A 17,313-nucleotide genomic window follows, 5' to 3' on the forward strand; every position below is an offset into this window, starting at 1 on the left:
GATTGATAAAAAGATCATTAGAAGTTCCAAGTATACGAGTAGGACCTTTAAGTGAGCCCACGCGTTGTATATGCTGTTCGCATTTAGTGAGTGTGATTCTCCACCTCACCTTGCGGGTGTACAAGCACCCTCGTAATTATATCCTCAATCTATAATAAGTTCAATGCCTGCTTTTTCAGCCTTGTACTTTATTTTAGTCATTAAATCATAATAGCTCCAGTTTCTCAGTACAAATTCCTCCTCCTTAGCTATCCCGATCTTGTCCTGCTGATTTAATAGAATTAGCGTCCCGGCCTGGTGTTTAATGCAAAAGTTGATTAACCTCCTGCTGTATACGTGGATGCGATGATGTACATAATTACGCTCCGTATTACAAAACTTGGTTACTGCTTTTGTTTTTCTTTTGCGCCCTTTGCCTGATCTGGAATAGGTTGCTCCAACCCGTGCCCTTTTACAGGCTGCTTGTATCGCTAACCTTCGGTGTAAAAACTCTTCCCTGGTGCCAATACTAAGTTTGGCTTTACCGGTTTTCACTACAATGGGATATTCCAGAGACAAAGAAGCCTCCGCGATCACTTCCGGTTTTAGGCTTTGCTTTTCTTTTTCAATTTCAAAAACCGGAAGCCAGAAGATTTTGCCATCTTTCAATTTGATATGGGAAGTACAAAGCTTGATTTCCCCTTGTACTACTCGCTGCAACAACTGTGGTTTGTCAGTATAATCTGTTCCTAAATAAGTTCGAAATGGTATTTGAAATAAACGAAAGCAAAAGACCTTTTTCTCTTCATTATAGGATAAACCACTGATGCCCTCCAGGCTAAACGGAAAAGCCATGTCCCTCCTGAAGTTCTTTAGGGAGCGTTCGCCTCTCCAGTATTCCGGCCTGTTTTTATTGAAGGAAGAAATTAAAGCCCTGTTCAGGTTAGACAATATGTTTGTTGGGACTTCACCTTTAAAGCGATCTGATACTACACGATAGGTTGTATTGATACGGGAGCGTTGCAGGATTCCGTCCTCATCTTTTTTTTCATCAGCCAATTTATACTTTATCCCCTCTGATAAATAAAAAAACTCCTTGATCATTTCCTGCACATAGAGGTGGGAAACGATAAGATTAGCGGCTCTGAAGCAGCGGTTCTGCCACTGGTAAAGTTTATCCAGGGCCTCCTTTCTTTCTTCTTGGGTAGGCAGGTCCACCACTAGCTGGATCTTTCGCGTGAGTTTTAGCGTTGACTTTTCCATACTAAGCCGATTGTGGTTGCTGTTGGTGTTTCTCCTTCATGAGTTTATATGCGGCCATAAACTCACTGTGTACTTCCTTTTGAGATAGGTGCAGCGCTGCAGCAATGGAAGCAAAAGAATAATTCTTTTCACATCGTAATTTTAACACCTTTTCCTGATCTGCAGTCATTTTACCCTGGACCTTTATCGCTGTAGCAGGATTTTCTTTCGTTTGAAGCGTGCTCCCTTGATTGATAATATTCTTGATATCCTGGATAGCCAGCTTTACCTCGTTACTGGTTTCGGTGATGCTTGTTCCCATTACCTCGGAAATAGCTTTATACTGGAAGCCATATTTCAAACAGAGTTCTATTAAATGTTTTCTTTCTGAAGTCAATAATGGCAATACGCTTTTAATCCGGTCGAAAGCTTTTTGATCTGCTTCCTGGTCTATTAGATGCTCATCCTCTTTCCCGGGATCATAGCCGTGCATATATTCCTGGTAGTTGTCATAATATTCCAGCCTGTTGATGTTTCTGTAAAAATTATTTCTGGGCCGGCAATAGTAGTAAGTACACTCTCGTTTCATCACAAAACGCAGGAAAAAGTAAATATGTTCTGGTCTCTCTATACCTTCTCTTTGCTCCCACAGTTTTAAGAAGGTATCCTGAAGTATAGTTTCAATGACAAATTCATCCCTTATTAATTGCCTCCCCAACCAAAAAATCCTTCGATTGTATTTGGAATAGATAAGTTCCAAAGCATCGGGATGCCCTTGTTGTAATAATTTGAAAATGCGCTGTAACATAAGCAGTCGCTTTTAAGTGGAGGTAAAAACCGCCAGAATTAAAATGGATTTAGCTTAAGCGAATTCTTATAATTTATAAAGAGAAGATAGCTTTGAAACCATTGAGAAGAATGCCTGTTTCTTACAAACAAAAAAGGCGTGGAGACTCAACTTATCGGATTGGGGTACTGGTATACCTTGGAACGACAAGTAAGCCCACGCCCGGGTCGTGAGCATTTACACTTATCATCTCGTTCCTTAAAAATTACCAGTTTTCAATCCGAGAATCAAAGCGAATGCTTCTAATATTTTACTTAAAGAAGTTTCGCAAATATATTAATATGAAGTAAATATAATAAAAAAAATAAATGTGGTACAAGTTTACCACGAAAAATAAGTTAAAAATTTCAACATTGCTTATATAAGCAATGCAATGGATATAGAAATTTCAAACTCCAAATTTTTAAACATTTTTGGAGAACGCCTTAAGTATATAAGACAACAGAGCAATCTTTCTTATCGAGAACTCGGTAAGCGATGTGATTTGGACTATAGCTATATAAGTAAAGTTGAGAAGGGCGAAAGAAATATTCAGTTATCAACTATTTTGGAGCTTGCTAAAGGCCTTGAAGTCCATCCGAAAGATTTATTTGACTTTAGTTTATCTGAACAAAATCCAGTAAAATAAATTCTCACCAACCAAATTTCAAAACTTGCTCTTCCCCTCAACGGTTTTCCGTAATCTCCTTTTATTTTAATGTTTTATATTTAGCGAAACTGGGTTTATCCCGGTTTTATTATTAAAAAGGTAAATTGTTTGAGATATAACTAGTTACCCACCATTGACAAATGACGAATAATACCCACATTGATAAAGATTTTGGTTGGTTTATTGGTGGTTTTGACAACAACCAACTGCATAGGCATTATGCCATTCAGTTGAGCATTCCGATGGAAGGAAAGGTCATTTTAAGAACCAAAGAAAATGAAGTTGAATCTGAATACCCCATATTGATAAAGTCAAATGTGGCTCATCAGGTTATTTCCAATAACAGGCAATTTTTACTTCTAATCAATCCAGCTTCGACCATCGGTCATTTTTGGAATCATCTATCTGATAAGGAAATTCAAGAAATCAATCTGAGCCCAGCAACGGATTTAAGAAGGGTATTGATTGATACAAATCAACAACAGGTTCCTGACGAAGAGCTAAACTCAATTATAGAAAAACACGACTGTTTTTGTAACTCAGCTATTCATAAAGGCGATGAAAGAATTAACAGCGCCTTAGTCTATTTATCAAACCATTTCGACAGAGTTGTATCACTTGATGAAATTGCAGATTACTGTCACGTTTCAACAAGTCGATTTCTTCATCTATTCAAAGAAGAGACAGGAATTACATACAGGAGAGCTCAACTATGGAACAAACTTCTCAAAGGTATGCCTCAATTTGGCAAAAAGTCATTTACAGAGATTGCTCATGGAGTTGGTTTTTCGGACAGTGCCCATTTCAGCAGAATTTTTAAAGAAAACTTTGGTTTTAGCCCCCGTGAATTCTTAAAGATTAGCCAGTTTATTCAAGTTTAAGCTTATAAAACTTCTGACCTTTGTTCTATAATCAAAAAATCAAAATAACATCTTATATGGGACAGCAACTTAAAGAATCAGTAGAATTTAAAATTTACCTTAAACAGACGGAAATTTTGGATTTTAACTCACCAAATATAAAAGCCTTAGTCAGCGAAAAAGAATGGGGTAAAATGACTGAATCCGAAAAAGTCAAAAACATCTACAACTTTGTAAGAGATGAAGTAAAATTCGGCTACAACATTAGCGATGATATTCCGGCATCACAAGTGCTAAAGGATGGATATGGTCAGTGCAACACCAAAGCAAATCTATTCATGGCTCTTTTAAGGGCAGTTGGTGTACCTAACAGGATGCATGGATTTACGATACATAAGGAACTTCAAAAAGGTGCAATCACAGGGATGTGGTACAAGCTCTCACCTAAAAATATACTCCATAGTTGGGTAGAAGTGAATGTAAATGATGAATGGTTTAATTTAGAAGGGCTGATTCTCGATAAGCCCTATTTGACAGCACTGCAAAAGAAATTTTTGGAATGCAAAACAACATTTTGCGGATATGGTGCTTACACAGATAATTTCCAAAACCCGCAAGTTGATTGGAATCAGAATCATACGTACATCCAGGAGAAAGGAATCAACCAGGACTTTGGACTTTTCGACACGCCTGATGACTTTTACAAAAGGCATCAACAGAAATTAAGCCCTTTAATGAAATGGATTTATCAAAATTATGTCCGACATTTAATGAATAAAAATGTAGAAAGAATAAGAAAAAACGGTGGGTAACATTGGTAACCGTTGCACAAGCCTCTAATTCTCCTTGTTGAATTAGATTTTCAATTGATTCAAGGCTTTTTAAACAATTCCTTTTTTATGATCTGGGAATTCCAAACTCCAAAAAACAACCCTTAGAATAGCTTGAAAGGTCAGTAATTCCCTATTTATAAAGAAAAAAGAACAGGTAACGCCCTTTGGTAGAGCATTTGCCCCGGATTTCGCTCTTTTTGTTGTTGATTTAAGATATTTCTTCAGGTTATGGCTATTGCGGCCAGGTGCATGTATTTGTTTGCCTGTCTGATCCCAATGGTGTTGACCTTTCGCAACCCCCGCTGCGCAACAATTGTCGCTGGGTGAGGTCTCATGACCTTGCGCTAAACTCAAGTTGTACGGCACCAAAATACCCATTGCAGTCTCGGGTCTTCTATGGCATCCTAGGTTAATCTTTGGCTATTAATTACAGATAACCGTTCCTGTTTCATTTTCCAGGTACGGCCAGGATGCATTCCTGGAAATTTTACTTTTCCGTTTTTGGTCTGGTTCAACCGGTCAATGGTTTTCATAAGGATATGATGCCGGGGATCTGTTAGCTTACCACTCTTCTTTCCATACCTTTTGTTCTTCCTTTGAAAGGAACGTCCAAGCTACAATTCGGCTGCTTTTATTGCCGGTTCCCATAGAAATGGTTTTAAGCTGAGTGGGTTTTACTTTTTCTAGTAATTTATAAATACCCTTAAGGTTAGATTGCTTTGATACCAAAGTTGAAAACCAGAAACAGCTTTTAGCAAATTCTTCACTTTCGCGAATCATGTTTTTTATGAATTGATATTCTCCACCATCGTAGATAAGTTCATTTTTAGCTCCTGAGAAATTTAGTTTAGCTTCAGTTGCTTTTTTTCCTGAGAGGTTCCTTAATTTTCGTCGACTACCTCTTTGAGCTTCGTCAATGGAGGCATGAAAGGGTGGGTTGCAAATGGTGAAATCAATTTTATCTTTTTTATCGATTATGCCCTGAAAAATTGCAGTCGGATCTTTTTGTAATCTACAATCAACTTTGTCTTTTAGAGATGGATTTGAATTAATAATTTGCTGAGCTGATGCAATTGACTTGGGATCAATGTCAGAAGCTATAAAGTTCCAATCGTATTCTGTAACGCCAATAATAGGGTAGATGCAAGTAGCTCCAACTCCCACATCAAGACCACAAATTTGACTCCCTTTTTGTATTTTACCGGCATTGCTTTCGCTCAGTAAGTCAGCAATATAGTGAAGGTAGTCAGCTCTACCCGGGATGGGTGGGCATAAATTCTCATCAGGGAACTTCCAATTGTTTATGCCATAATAATGCTTTAGGAGCGCTTGATTTAGAAGTTTTACAGCAATTGGACTTGAAAAATCTACCGAATCACCTCCATATTTATTGGGCTTAATATGGTTTTTTAATTTTGGAATAGCATCGACCAAGGACTTCAAGTCATAAGGTTCCCGGTTTCTATTGCGATTATGTAGCCTGGTTTTGAGTGGTTTATTTTTTGATGGCATAGGTTTCTGCGGTTTCTTAAATATGCGTTTGATAATTCCACATTTTTAAAAGTTTAGTTTCAATGAAAAGTGCTCAATATAAGTATTGGATATCGGCCACAACTATTTTCATGAGATGAATACTCTCCTTACAATTTTAGCTATGCTTCCTAACTAATTCCTATTTCAGGCCCAAGGTAGACTTTTCCGAAAAAACCACTTTATGTGGTGTGTGTTTGGTCACGATTTTAGTATTAAAGAATACATGGCTTTCAGCAATACCTGGTCAAATTCTAAAGCTAGCTTTAACCTTGGATGCAGTATCCCTTATCACCAGTATATTGAAACCGATGATGCTTATTTTTAATCTTCAAATGACAAATTAAGACCAGTTATAAATCCTAAATATTACCAGTTTTTATGGGCTCGTCCGGGTCCAATCGCATTTCTTCAATGTGAAACCTTAGCTGTATCTTTTTATTAGTGGTCGGGGAACGATAATAATAATCTATATATAGTAGTTCCTCGTGTTCTTCTGGTAAAGCAATGGTTATTTTACGTTTACTTCTATTTTGACATAATATTATAAGCCTGTCATCCATATACCGGGTTTCCCGAATATTCAATATTTCTATATCCTTACCGTGCTGAGTTTCGGTTACAATGGTTACGTCATTTGGTTCGAAAACAATTCTACGATTTATTTTTTCAAATTCAGATCTATAGATGTTGGGATAAGTTTCAGTAAATGGTGAATAATAAACTTCTTGACCTAAAAGGAAAAAAGGTGTAAATATAAATATTTGGCAAAGAGTTTTCATTCTCCTAAAGTTATAATATTCAAAGGTTTAGAAGCCTGCAGTTTACATAAAAATGCTTGTAAGTATTAAAAATGGGAGTTTCCCTGTTTTATTTACATCTAACCCGTATAATCTCATCAATCCTGCTGGTGTAACGTTTTGAAAGACGTTCCTGTTTCATCTTCCAGGTACGGCCAGGATGCATTCCTGGAAATTTTACTTTTCCGTTTTCAGTTTTGTTCAGCTGGTCTATGGTTCTCATAAGAATATGATGCCGGGGATCTCCTTAGAACATAATGAGACTTGGATTTTAGAAGCCATCTTTGTGGCACCATCACTCCGAAATAGCCAGTTCTCCAGGAATTAATAATTAATATGAAAAAATATAGTGGAGCAAATCCGGCAGCTATTAACTTTCATAAAACCGGTAAGTACCTGGCACTTAACTATTATGACAACGATAAGGCTTGTGCGAAAAAGGACATGGAAAGGGTAACGGGATCCAAATTATGGAAAACCGTATTTTTTCTATTGGAGGAGGTATTACTTTTGAAGTAGAAAAAGGAAAAGGGCTTAAGAGCAGTATTAAAATTCAGATTTAAAGTATGTTTAAAAAAGTACTCATAGCAGAAGACATGGATAGCATCAACCAAGCTGTTGCAGCCAGCCTTTCTGAAATGAGCATTGAACATATCTCCCATGCTCAATACTGTGATCAGGCCTGGTTATTGGCTAAAAAAGCTATACAAGAGGAAGATCCTTTCGACTTGCTAATCTGTGACCTGTCTTTTAAAAGAGACCATCGCAATGAAAAAATCACCTCCGGAAGTGAACTTATTGATATCTTAAAATTGGAAGATCCCAATCTTAGAATTATTGTCAATTCTATTGAAGATCATCCTCAAACCGTAAGAGAATTATGGGATTCCGGTAATATAGAGGCCTATGTTTGTAAAGGCCGCAATGGCTTAAAAGAATTAAAAGAAGCAATTAATGCGCTTTGGGCGGGGAAAAATTACAATTCCCCCGAGATAGAAAACTCCCTGAGGCAGGACAATATACTTGTCCTTAATAATTTTGAAATCAGAATTGCACAACACCTTGCTGCCGGCTTTACCCAGGATCAAATAGAAGAAAAATTAAAGTCAGAGGGAATAAAGCCCAACAGCAAAAGTGCTATTGAAAAACGCCTGAAAGAATTAAAAGAAGAGTTTCAGGCAAATAATTCTATTCACCTGGTGAGTATAATGAAAGATTTAAAATTGATTTAGATATAAAAAGCCAGTTCTTTAAAAGATGCAAAATTGAGTAGGGTCGATTTTTCCGTTTTTAGAACTGGCTGTTTTTTTAATAAGTTTTATAGCTATTACAGGTAGGATAGATATAGCGGTCGGCAGTACGATCTGCCAAATTTAACCGCGATGCAATTTCCAGGTATTCTTCTCGTGTAAATTCCAGAGCTAAAGAATCCAAAAACCGTTCTTTTTGATTAGCTCTTTTAGGAAGTTTGATTTCTTCCGGCAGATGCGAAAACACCCCACCGGAATGTTTAACCAGGACTTTTACCATTTCCATTATGCTTTGAAAGTCGCGATCTTCTACTTCTTTTTCCCTGTTTATGTCACCATCTTCCAGGATTCTTAGTCCGGTAAGAATCATACTGAGGTGAAAAGTGATAATTCGCGTTTCTTTCGATTTTTCTTCGGGCCCTTCTGAAAGATGATCTGAAGAAGATCAAAAATAAATCTTTAACCCGGGAGGACTCAAGATGATAGGTTCTACATGTATTTTGAAAGAAACTTATAGAAATCTTTTTTCAGGGCTGCATAAATTTTCCTTTGATCCTGCATACGGTCTCTAATATCCAGGTGGTTTTTTGCAAGTCCTGTGTTGATCACCATGTGTTCTTTTTTATCATGGTCGGCCATATTGGTCTCATGAGCATGAATAAGCTTCTCCTGATTATCAATAAATTCTTCATGAAGAATAAACTGATTTTGAAAATGTTCTAATTGGGCCAATACATCCTTATTGCTCCATCGATTAACAAGTTCGGCCAGGCGGTTATTGAAGGATTTTAATTCGTCTTTCCAAAATTCAAGTTCTCCGAGCCATTGTTGATGTTCAACATGCAAATCCTCAACATAAATTACTTCTTTTTCCATGGGTTTATTTTTTTATTTGAATTCGCTTCCGGATTCCGTTTCCAAATCTTGCGGCAAGAAGCGATTAATTATGACATAAATGTATCTTTTTCTCTACTTCAGATAAATGATATAAATCAAGGTTGAATTTTTTTGAGGACGTATTTTTAAGGGAGGATTGGAAGAATACAGATGGGAAGGTGTCGAAATTTGCAGGAGGTAAAAGGGGAGAGCGGTAATTGATTTTGCTTAGCTGAACAAACTCACTCCGTTACAATTTTCATGATTTACAGTGAGCCGTATAGGCTGAATTCATTCTACTTGGTTCCAGAACCAGGTGTAGTTTCCATGTTCGTATTGGAGAAGAATCCTATTATTGTGAGCATTTTATTTACTGTGTTTTTTGTTACATCATCGAGATCCTTTATACATTCCCAAAAATGTTCAATCGTCATTGTTCGGTATAGTGTATTTTCAGAAATAAAATGTGTTTCCTCGTCTTTAAAAAGCGGTTTGTGAACGGTTTTTTCAAAAATTAAAATAATATTCTTATGCCTTTTATCCTTTAAAATAGCCTGGTATAGATCTTTTATTTTTTTCTTTTCTCCTTCAAGAACTTCAAAAAAATTCCCTTCAGAATAAACCAACAACCCGTTCACACCAAAATTGTCATTTCGTCTTTTAGAATCATGAAGAATTTGTACTACCTCACTTGGAAGCAGCTCTTTGATTTGGGTGCTTACATAGCTTATAGCATATCGCATTACAAAGAGAGAAATTAAAATTTTCCTTAAGATAGCTCATCTTTTAATGATAATAGTCAAATTATGATTTTTAATTATAAAGCATTGGCTAAAACAAACTTTCTGAAGGATTTGTCTTACTAGATATTTCTAAAAATTCTTTGTAATCTGGTAAGTACTATCAATCAGCTCAGAAGTTTCTGTCAAGGTAAAGATGTCGGCAGCGATACCTTTAAGTCTTTTCGATCCCTCCATCATATATAACTTAGGATTTTAAATGTTGTGTTCATAGCATTTCCATACGATTAGCTGCTGTCAACTCAGGATGAATACCTTCTATGGCACGAAGTCGGGCGACTTCAAGATGATATGTTTTTCATATTTCGAGGGGCGCAAGCTTGTTAAATTACAGAATTGAAAGCCAGACCTTAGGTCCTGGTATTTTTGGTTCAGGTACTTCTAATAATTTGCATCACCAGGACAAATCTTAATATTTCTATTCTAATAATAAATAAATAATGATTAACATAATTTGTTAATTATTTTATCAAATAATATTAAATTGAGCATTTTTAGCATTCTAGCGAAGCAACCTACTTATACCCTACTTATACCCAATGACTCCCAAGAATCTAAACCCAAGCCCTATACTTCAAAAAATTTGTGAAAAAAGCTTTTATGAAAATCCAGACGGCATAATTGTCACCGATAGCCTCGGAATTATTCGTTATCAGAATGATGCAATCCGGACCTTGTTTGGATACGAACCAAAAGATCTGATAGGTAACAAGATAGAAATCCTTGTTCCTACGGCTTTACGAGAGCGGCATCAGCAGTACGTTAGCGGTTACCGTAAGGCACCCCATGCCAGAAAAATGTCCAATAACATGGCCTTGAAGGCAGTTCGTAAAGATGGTACAGACTTTTTTGCTTCTATAAGCCTGCAAAGTTTCAAAGAGGAAGGACAAACCTACTTTGTGGCTATCATCAGGGATACCAGTGAATATATAAACAAGAATCAACAATTGGAAAAGGTTCTGGAGCAACTTACCAGGATCATGAAGGTCAGTAGAATTGGGACCTGGGAACTGGATCATCTTTCAAATAAACTTAAATGGACAGACGAAGTTTATAAACTCTTTGATGTCGATAAAGAAAATTTTTCAATGTCACCTGAGTCTTTTCTTGATCTGGTATATGAGCAGGATAAAGAAATGGTGAACCAGACTTTCTTGAATTCTCTGAAAAACAGGATTCCTTATAACATAGTGCATAGGGTACTCCTTGCAGACGGGGAAGTCAGGTTCCTGAGGGAACGTTGTGAGACTGTATTTTCTGAGGACGGCAGCCCTTTAAGATCTCTAGGCTCTGTGCAGGATGTAACTGAAGTGCAGAAACAAAAAATACTCCTTAAGACTTCTCTTAAAAACTTGCAGGCAAAGAACGATGAACTGGAGGATTATACATATATAGCGGCACATGACCTTCAGGAACCTCTAAATACGATCTTAGGAGTAAGCAACCTTTTGAAGGAGGAAATGAAGCTTGAAAAAATAGAAAATGCAGACATTCCTTCCTATCTGCATTTTATAGAAGAATCCAGTCTTCGACTCAAAGGTTTAATAAATGGAATAATGGAGACTGCCCGCCTGGGAAAAAACATATATTTTCAGGATATGAATCTCAATCTTATCGTAGAGGAGACACTTCAGGGTCTTGGTGACCAGATTACCCGATCAAATGGCAGGGTTGTATTTAGAGAATTACCTATGATCAGGGGTTCTAAAATAGAAATAAAAATGCTTTTGCAAAATCTCATTTCAAACGCCCTAAAATTTAGAAAGAGTGAAATTGACCCTGTGATCAAGATAGGCTTTAATGATCAGGGGCATGAATGGCTGTTTTGGATAGAGGACAATGGGATTGGTATTAATCCTGTTTATAAAGATAAGCTATTCAAAATGTTTAGAAGACTACATTCCGAAGATGAATATGAAGGGACAGGTTTAGGTCTGGCAAAATGTAAAAAAATCATTGAACTTCATAATGGTGAAATATGGTTTGAATCTAAAACTGGAGAAGGCACCATATTTTATTTCACTATCTCAAAATCCTGCTGTAATGATTAATGAGAAACTGAGTGAAATTTTACTAATTGATGATGATAAAATTTTGAATTTTGTCAACCTTCGACTTTTGGAAAAAGAAGGGTTTACCAGTGTTGTCTGTTTTAGTGATGCCCGCGAGGCTCTGGAGTATATGAAGATCAATTACATGAACCCAAAGTCGGAACATGATGAAAATCCTGTATTGATTTTTTTAGATCTCAATATGCCACACATGAATGGTTGGGAATTCTTGGAGGTTTATGATCATATAAAAGACAGGTTCATCAATCGAATACTCATCATCATTCTCACCAGTTCTTCAAATCCTGATGATGTGGAGAGAGCGGAAGATCATGGAGATGTAGTGGCTTTTTTGAATAAACCGTTAACTTTAGAGAGAGTTTCCCAGGTCTTAAGCAGATATGTTCAACCTAAAAAGCCCTAGAGCTGAGGCCAATTATGGTGTGATAGGTCTCTTAAAGGCTTTAGGAGATCCTCCCTTGATTGCAATAGTGGCAAACAAGGAAAGTGCAGGTTTAAATTTTAGTCATTCATTTTAATTATCTTTTATAGCGCAGATATTCGTATGCAGCCCACCAACCACATCTACTAACTTAGCATAATTTTATTTACCTGGCTACCTCTGGTAAACTTGATCTAAACTTGCTGTAATTTCTTGTAGTTCTGAGGGTAGAGATTCCGGATGTCTTTATGGTTTATGGACATGATATTCTCCAGGGTATATTTGAGCCACTCATATGGATTCACCTCCTGTTTTTTGCAGATGGCAAAGAAGGAGTAGATTCCTGCAGCTCTTTTTGCCGCTGAATGAGAACCCGCAAACAGGTAATTTTTTCTGCCAAGGGCCAACGGCCTGATGGCATTTTCCACTAAATTATTATCGATCTCAAGAATACCATCAAAAAGATAGGCGCTGAGCTGGTCCCAGCGATCCATGGAATATTTGAAGGCTTTTCCGATAGGACTCTTAGGAAGGATCAGTTGATGTTTCATCTGATCGAACATCCATTTTCCAAATTCATTAATAACAGGCAATGCTTTTTCCAGGCGCAGAGATTTCCGCTGCTGCGGGCTTAAGTTTTGCTCTCGTGCCTGTGCTTCCACCGCGTAGAGTTTCTGGATAAAGCTCAATGCTTTCTCAGCGCGCTCCCTATCATTATTCTTTGCTTTATCAAATTCCCTTCTGGCGTGAGCCCAGCAGTTCAGGTGGGTAACCCCTTCACGCTTGCCGATTTTATCGTACGCGGCATACCTATCACTTTGAAGGTAGCCTTTAAAGCCGGCCAATACATGATCGGCAGCCTCCCGGCTACGCCCGGGCTGATAATCAAAGAGTACAGTGCCATCTATGGGACAATGATGTACCCAATAATAGCCTTGATGTGTTTTTCCTTTTTTAGCAGGATCCATCACCTTTATGGGGGTTTCATCACTTTGGAGATAACCTTTGGAGCGGATATCCTCCAGCAGGTGCTGATAAAGGATATCGATGATTTTAAGACTTTGCCTGGTCCAGCCTTCCAGGGTGGAGGATGCTATAGGGATCTCTGCTCGTTTAAAGCGTTGGAGTTGCCGGTAAAGCGGAAGGTGATCCAGGTACTTATCGACTAAAATCGAAGCCAGGAGTCCGGCTCCCGGGATTCCTTTTTCAATGACCCGCTCAGGAAGTTCCCCGATGATCACTCCTTCTTTGTTTTTAGGAGCATACTTATAGCGGATGTAGCGTTTGATATAGTATTTAGCAGGCTCATATTCCAGTTCATCGGTCACTTCCTTGCCGATACAAACCATATCGGTAATATCTTCCTCAGGAAAGATCTCGATCTCTTCTACTGGAAGATGCTCTGGAAGGGCCACTCTTCCTTTGTGGGCAGAAGTTCTTTTGCGACGCTGGTCGCTGAGTTTTTCTTTTAACTCGGCTTCTTGTTTTTCCGCCTTTTGGGGTTCCATCTCAAAGGGAAGGCTCATCTGGTTTTTATCCCCTTCGAAGCGTTCTCTTTTTTGGCCAAAGGCCAGGCGTTTGTAATATTCTACCTGAAATTTCAGATCAGCAATTTTATGCTGTGCTTTTTCAACTTCTTGTTCCCTTTTAGAAACACTTTTTTCAGCTTTTTCCCTCTTTTTTGTCTCCTTCTTCAGGAGTGCCAAAAGCTGATCTTTAGTAAGGTTTTCTAAGGGTTCTTGCATGGGTTAAAGATACAAAAATAGACCTATTAAACCTGCCGTTAACCCCTGTTTTTACTGACAAAATGCCATTATTTTCTAGTGAGAATAGCGCAGTTTCTGAACACTTTTTTCAACCGTAATACCCTCTATCATCAGTACTAATTGCAGCCAGGTAAAACTGGTCTGATCTTCTTTAATTACAGGCGGAGTGAAGCTTCCGCGCTCCAGGCGTTTGTAGTATAAAACAAAGCCGCCCCGCTCCCAGTGAAGCAGCTTGAGATGGGTGCGATTCCGGTTAAGAAAAACGAACACATCACCGCTGGTAGGCTCCCGGTTGAGTTCATTTTTCACCAGCCCGCTCAGGCCATTAAAACTTTTTCTCATATCACAAGACTTACGATAAAAGTGATAATTATGGGAGGAACCTAGGGAAAACATTAATACAGCTTAACTAATCCGGCAATCAGTGCCAGGTCCGGTGAACTCATTTGAAGTCTGACCCCGTTGGGATAAATAAGTTCCAACTCACGAGCTGACGAGTTTGATCCCGTTGTTACTTCTACAAATCCTCCTGGCTGATCTTCCTCTTTATTCTTACGGACCCAGTAACAAAAAGTGGAAGAACTGATTCCTTTTTCTTTACTAAAGGCTTTTGCCGAAAGCCCGCTATTACGATATTCCGTAACCAAATTGTACATTTCTTCCTGTTTGCTCATAATAAACATTATTTTAGAGCAAAGCTATCCGTAGAAAGCCAGGTAGTCAATATGCGGTTGGTGGGGTGGATACAGATATTCCACCACCGGAGACAATAATGTTTGATTATAGAAACTAAACGGCTTCGGAAATTTAATATACCTGATTTAATAACTTATTTAACAGGCTTTTGAGGTTTAATTTCTATCGGAGGGACTTGAGCCAAAAGTTTATAGATGATTTCCCTCTTTAAGTGCCAATTCATTTGGAATTAGTCCCAAATAAATTAATGAATCAAATTCAGTAAATCACATATTAGTTCAGGATCAATTATAAAAATTAAGACGGCAAGAAAATTTTTGAATTATTAATTAAATAATTCTTCAGTTAATCAGCAATTATTACTTCAACATTATTTTTTTTCAACATTTCTATGTCCTCTTTCTCAATCCTGTCATCCGTAATCACTTTATCGATATGCGCGAAATTTTGAATAAAAGCGAGCCCTGTTTTTTTAAATTTAGTAGAATCTGCTACCACAATCACTTCTTCGGCAATTTCAATCATTATTTGATTAAGGTAGGCTTCTTCCATATGGTGGGTGAAAAAGCCAATGTTACTTCTAATCCCATCTACCCCTAAAAACAATTTGTTGCAAAAGAGTTGTTTGAGATTTCGCTCAGCCATTGGACCTACCAATGACATAGAAAATTCCTGTAAATAACCCCCGGGCATATATACTTTGAGATTGTCGAATTGTGCTAAGTTGTTTACAATATCCAGCGCGTTGGATATAACTGTTATCTCTTTAAAATTCCCCAGATTGCTTGATATCTCAAAAGTAGTAGTTCCGGAATCTAAAATAATTGAATCATTTTCCTGAATAAGACTTACAGCCTTCTTCCCGATTTGCTTTTTTAAATCCCGGTTTATGCTTTTCTTTTCTGAGACGGCAAGAGCCAGATTATTGGTTTTAAACGCGCCTCCGTGCGCCCTAACGAGAAGTTTACTTTGTTCTAATTTATCCAGGTCATTTCTTATCGTAACCTCACTCACTTTAAGTTCATTACTGAGATCAGTAACATTTACCTTATTAAATTCATCAAGAATTTCAAGTATTTTGGCCCTGCGTGCTGCGGCTTTTCTCATATGTTTGTATTATTCAGGGATTTACCCGGTATAATTTTAAATCTGCTATATTTATTATAATAAGTGAAAATAAAAAATTCCTGTCATTTTTCATCAAAAAACAGGAATTTAAAAAAATATTGGTTTCATTCGAAATGAAACAAGGCTAAAATACAAAAATTTTAACTTTTTAGAAGTACCTCAGTAGTACCTCCCCCTTGCAAGCTAATATCTACAGGTTTATTACCTTTCCAGCCACCCCTGGTAAAATCGGGTACATCTACAGATTGAGCCCTGTTATTTACAGAATCTACAGAAAGAGGAGTAATAGAACTCCATAATGCTGCATCATAAACATCCTGATCCAACGGTAATCCATTTCTTAGGCAATCTATCAACCTCCAATCCATTATGAAGTCCATACCGCCATGTCCTCCGACTTTTCTAGCCATTTCTCCTACCTTTTTAACAATTTCAGGGGTGTATCTTGCTTCTAGTTCTTTGAACTCTTCTTCATTTAACCAGGTATGCCCTTTAGCTACTCTTTCCGGAGTAGGCCATTTCCTGGCAAAAGCTTCAGTACCACTAACTAAATGGATCCTGGAATAAGGTCTGGGAGACGATACGTCGTGTTGTACCATTATACTTTTCCCGTTCATAGTTTTTATCATTGTGGTATTCATATTACCCCGATAATCTTTACCGGTGAACTGTTCATAAAAACTATCATCAGCAGCTAATTCCCTAGCTTTTGCCGCCATATGGAAATCATTGCTAGAAAGAGAGGTTAGATAATCCATCTGGTCCCCACGATTTATATTCATGATCTGGCAAATAGGCCCTAACCCATGAGTTGGATAAAGATTCCCGTTTCTTTCATAATTTTCGCGCAAACGCCACATATCTTCATAGCCATTTTTATCGAAATTCAAATCTATTAAGTCATGAATATATGCACCTTCACCATGAATTATGTCGCCAAAAAAGCCTTGTCTCGCCATATTAAGAGTTAATAACTCAAAAAAGTCATAACAGCAATTCTCGAGCATCATGCAATGCTTTTTCGTTCTTTCTGAGGTTTCTACTAATTCCCAGCATTCATCAATATTTTTAGCAGCGGGAACTTCTACAGCAGCGTGTTTACCGGCATTCATGGCATAAACAGCCATAGGTGTATGCCATTCCCAGGGAGTAGCAATGTAAATTAAATCGAGGTCATCGCGATCTACCATTTCCTTCCAGGCATAATCGCTTCCTGAATATAAATCGGGATCATGAGAAGTATTTTCTAATAATGCTTTTGTTTTCTCTACTGATTCAGGTCTTAAATCACATAATGCTTTAATTTCAACACCTTCAATCTGGCTCATTCGGTTTACCGCTTGGGGACCACGCATACCTAAGCCAATAAACCCAATTCTTACAGTTTCTAATTTGGGTGCTGCATAACCGCTCATATTAAAACGTTGCAGTCCAACAGGTCCACCAGTTAAAACCCTCTGTGAAGTATCACAGCTCAATAGACTTCCACTTATCAGGCCCAGGCCGCCTAAACCGGTTACTCTTAAAAAATCTCTTCTATTATTTTTCATGATATAAGTTTTAG

22 protein-coding genes are annotated in these 17,313 nt (G+C 37.6%); 8 read left to right on the forward strand and 14 right to left on the reverse strand.

Annotated features, from left to right (window positions below; genetic code table 11):
• Positions 1-144: 144 nt before the first annotated feature.
• Together BM266_RS06730 and BM266_RS06735 are read right to left on the reverse strand one after the other, a co-directional pair.
• On the reverse strand, positions 145-1,242 hold the full coding sequence (locus tag BM266_RS06730; RefSeq protein ID WP_093407475.1) for a hypothetical protein: 1,098 nt from the start codon (positions 1,240-1,242) through the stop codon (positions 145-147).
• 1 nt (position 1,243) lies between these two features.
• Positions 1,244-2,029 carry an RNA polymerase sigma factor gene (locus BM266_RS06735; protein WP_093407478.1) on the reverse strand — a complete coding sequence of 262 codons (786 nt, stop codon included), beginning with the start codon at positions 2,027-2,029 and terminating at the stop codon, positions 1,244-1,246.
• Between the two features lie 412 nt (positions 2,030-2,441).
• Here BM266_RS06735 and BM266_RS06740 point away from each other — a divergent pair, with 412 nt between their 5' ends.
• The 3 genes from BM266_RS06740 (at position 2,442) to BM266_RS06750 (ending at position 4,389) form a co-directional block, all read left to right on the forward strand.
• Complete coding sequence (locus BM266_RS06740; protein ID WP_093407480.1) at positions 2,442-2,696, forward strand: helix-turn-helix domain-containing protein; 255 nt, start codon at positions 2,442-2,444, stop codon at positions 2,694-2,696.
• A gap of 161 nt (positions 2,697-2,857) precedes the next feature.
• Positions 2,858-3,598: a helix-turn-helix transcriptional regulator gene (locus tag BM266_RS06745; RefSeq protein WP_093407483.1), complete on the forward strand. Its 741-nt coding sequence runs from the start codon at positions 2,858-2,860 to the stop codon at positions 3,596-3,598.
• A 56-nt stretch (positions 3,599-3,654) separates the two neighbouring features.
• Complete coding sequence (locus BM266_RS06750) at positions 3,655-4,389, forward strand: transglutaminase-like domain-containing protein (protein ID WP_093407485.1); 735 nt, start codon at positions 3,655-3,657, stop codon at positions 4,387-4,389.
• A 425-nt stretch (positions 4,390-4,814) separates the two neighbouring features.
• Here the strand turns inward: BM266_RS06750 and BM266_RS06760 are convergent, their stop codons facing one another.
• A complete protein-coding gene (locus tag BM266_RS06760; protein WP_093407490.1) occupies positions 4,815-4,943 on the reverse strand; it encodes a DUF4113 domain-containing protein in 129 nt (42 codons plus the stop codon).
• A 28-nt stretch (positions 4,944-4,971) separates the two neighbouring features.
• Complete coding sequence (gene rlmF / locus BM266_RS06765; RefSeq protein WP_093407493.1) at positions 4,972-5,922, reverse strand: 23S rRNA (adenine(1618)-N(6))-methyltransferase RlmF; 951 nt, start codon at positions 5,920-5,922, stop codon at positions 4,972-4,974.
• A 202-nt stretch (positions 5,923-6,124) separates the two neighbouring features.
• On the opposite strand from rlmF, the gene BM266_RS17055 reads away from it, so the two are divergent.
• Positions 6,125-6,268, forward strand: coding sequence for a hypothetical protein (locus tag BM266_RS17055; protein WP_175494768.1), 144 nt, complete (start codon positions 6,125-6,127; stop codon positions 6,266-6,268).
• Positions 6,269-6,302: 34 nt separating this feature from the next.
• On the opposite strand, the gene BM266_RS06770 is transcribed toward BM266_RS17055, so the two are convergent.
• Both BM266_RS06770 and BM266_RS06775 read right to left on the reverse strand, forming a co-directional pair.
• Entirely contained in the window at positions 6,303-6,722 is a 420-nt protein-coding gene (locus BM266_RS06770) for a hypothetical protein (RefSeq protein WP_093407495.1), read from the reverse strand.
• Positions 6,723-6,810: 88 nt separating this feature from the next.
• On the reverse strand, positions 6,811-6,963 hold the full coding sequence (locus BM266_RS06775; RefSeq protein ID WP_093407498.1) for a DUF4113 domain-containing protein: 153 nt from the start codon (positions 6,961-6,963) through the stop codon (positions 6,811-6,813).
• Between the two features lie 113 nt (positions 6,964-7,076).
• Between BM266_RS06775 and BM266_RS16935 the strand changes: the two genes are divergently transcribed.
• Both BM266_RS16935 and BM266_RS06780 read left to right on the forward strand, forming a co-directional pair.
• Positions 7,077-7,259: a hypothetical protein gene (locus BM266_RS16935; RefSeq protein ID WP_139220602.1), complete on the forward strand. Its 183-nt coding sequence runs from the start codon at positions 7,077-7,079 to the stop codon at positions 7,257-7,259.
• 47 nt (positions 7,260-7,306) lie between these two features.
• Complete coding sequence (locus BM266_RS06780) at positions 7,307-7,972, forward strand: response regulator (protein ID WP_093407500.1); 666 nt, start codon at positions 7,307-7,309, stop codon at positions 7,970-7,972.
• Between the two features lie 76 nt (positions 7,973-8,048).
• Here the strand turns inward: BM266_RS06780 and BM266_RS06785 are convergent, their stop codons facing one another.
• The 3 genes from BM266_RS06785 to BM266_RS06795 all read right to left on the reverse strand — a co-directional run bounded on the left by BM266_RS06785 (position 8,049) and on the right by BM266_RS06795 (position 9,609).
• A complete protein-coding gene (locus BM266_RS06785) occupies positions 8,049-8,360 on the reverse strand; it encodes a hypothetical protein (RefSeq protein WP_093407503.1) in 312 nt (103 codons plus the stop codon).
• 119 nt (positions 8,361-8,479) lie between these two features.
• Positions 8,480-8,866 (reverse strand): hypothetical protein, encoded by a 387-nt coding sequence (locus BM266_RS06790; protein ID WP_093407505.1) that lies wholly within the window; start codon positions 8,864-8,866, stop codon positions 8,480-8,482.
• Between the two features lie 296 nt (positions 8,867-9,162).
• Positions 9,163-9,609 carry a BLUF domain-containing protein gene (locus BM266_RS06795; protein ID WP_093407508.1) on the reverse strand — a complete coding sequence of 149 codons (447 nt, stop codon included), beginning with the start codon at positions 9,607-9,609 and terminating at the stop codon, positions 9,163-9,165.
• A gap of 596 nt (positions 9,610-10,205) precedes the next feature.
• Here BM266_RS06795 and BM266_RS06800 point away from each other — a divergent pair.
• Positions 10,206-11,717 carry a sensor histidine kinase gene (locus tag BM266_RS06800; RefSeq protein ID WP_093407510.1) on the forward strand — a complete coding sequence of 504 codons (1,512 nt, stop codon included), beginning with the start codon at positions 10,206-10,208 and terminating at the stop codon, positions 11,715-11,717.
• Entirely contained in the window at positions 11,710-12,141 is a 432-nt protein-coding gene (locus BM266_RS06805; RefSeq protein WP_175494769.1) for a response regulator, read from the forward strand. The genes BM266_RS06800 and BM266_RS06805 overlap by 8 nt, the downstream gene beginning before the upstream one ends.
• A 212-nt stretch (positions 12,142-12,353) precedes the next feature.
• Here BM266_RS06805 and tnpC read toward each other — a convergent pair whose 3' ends face one another.
• From tnpC to BM266_RS06830, 5 genes are all read right to left on the reverse strand, one after another.
• On the reverse strand, positions 12,354-13,904 hold the full coding sequence (tnpC, locus tag BM266_RS06810) for an IS66 family transposase (RefSeq protein ID WP_093407515.1): 1,551 nt from the start codon (positions 13,902-13,904) through the stop codon (positions 12,354-12,356).
• Between the two features lie 75 nt (positions 13,905-13,979).
• Positions 13,980-14,321 (reverse strand): IS66 family insertion sequence element accessory protein TnpB, encoded by a 342-nt coding sequence (gene tnpB, locus BM266_RS06815; protein WP_093407517.1) that lies wholly within the window; start codon positions 14,319-14,321, stop codon positions 13,980-13,982.
• Positions 14,321-14,599, reverse strand: coding sequence for an IS66 family insertion sequence element accessory protein TnpA (tnpA, locus tag BM266_RS06820; protein WP_093407520.1), 279 nt, complete (start codon positions 14,597-14,599; stop codon positions 14,321-14,323). Before tnpA ends, tnpB begins: the two co-directional genes overlap by 1 nt.
• A 367-nt stretch (positions 14,600-14,966) precedes the next feature.
• Entirely contained in the window at positions 14,967-15,728 is a 762-nt protein-coding gene (locus BM266_RS06825; protein WP_093407522.1) for a DeoR/GlpR family DNA-binding transcription regulator, read from the reverse strand.
• A gap of 161 nt (positions 15,729-15,889) precedes the next feature.
• The gene (locus BM266_RS06830; protein WP_093407524.1) at positions 15,890-17,299 is read right to left on the reverse strand and encodes a Gfo/Idh/MocA family protein; all 1,410 of its coding nucleotides are present in this window, start codon (positions 17,297-17,299) and stop codon (positions 15,890-15,892) included.
• Between the last annotated feature and the right edge of the window lie 14 nt (positions 17,300-17,313).

This window comes from Salegentibacter flavus (assembly GCF_900115145.1).
Classification (GTDB): domain Bacteria; phylum Bacteroidota; class Bacteroidia; order Flavobacteriales; family Flavobacteriaceae; genus Salegentibacter; species Salegentibacter flavus.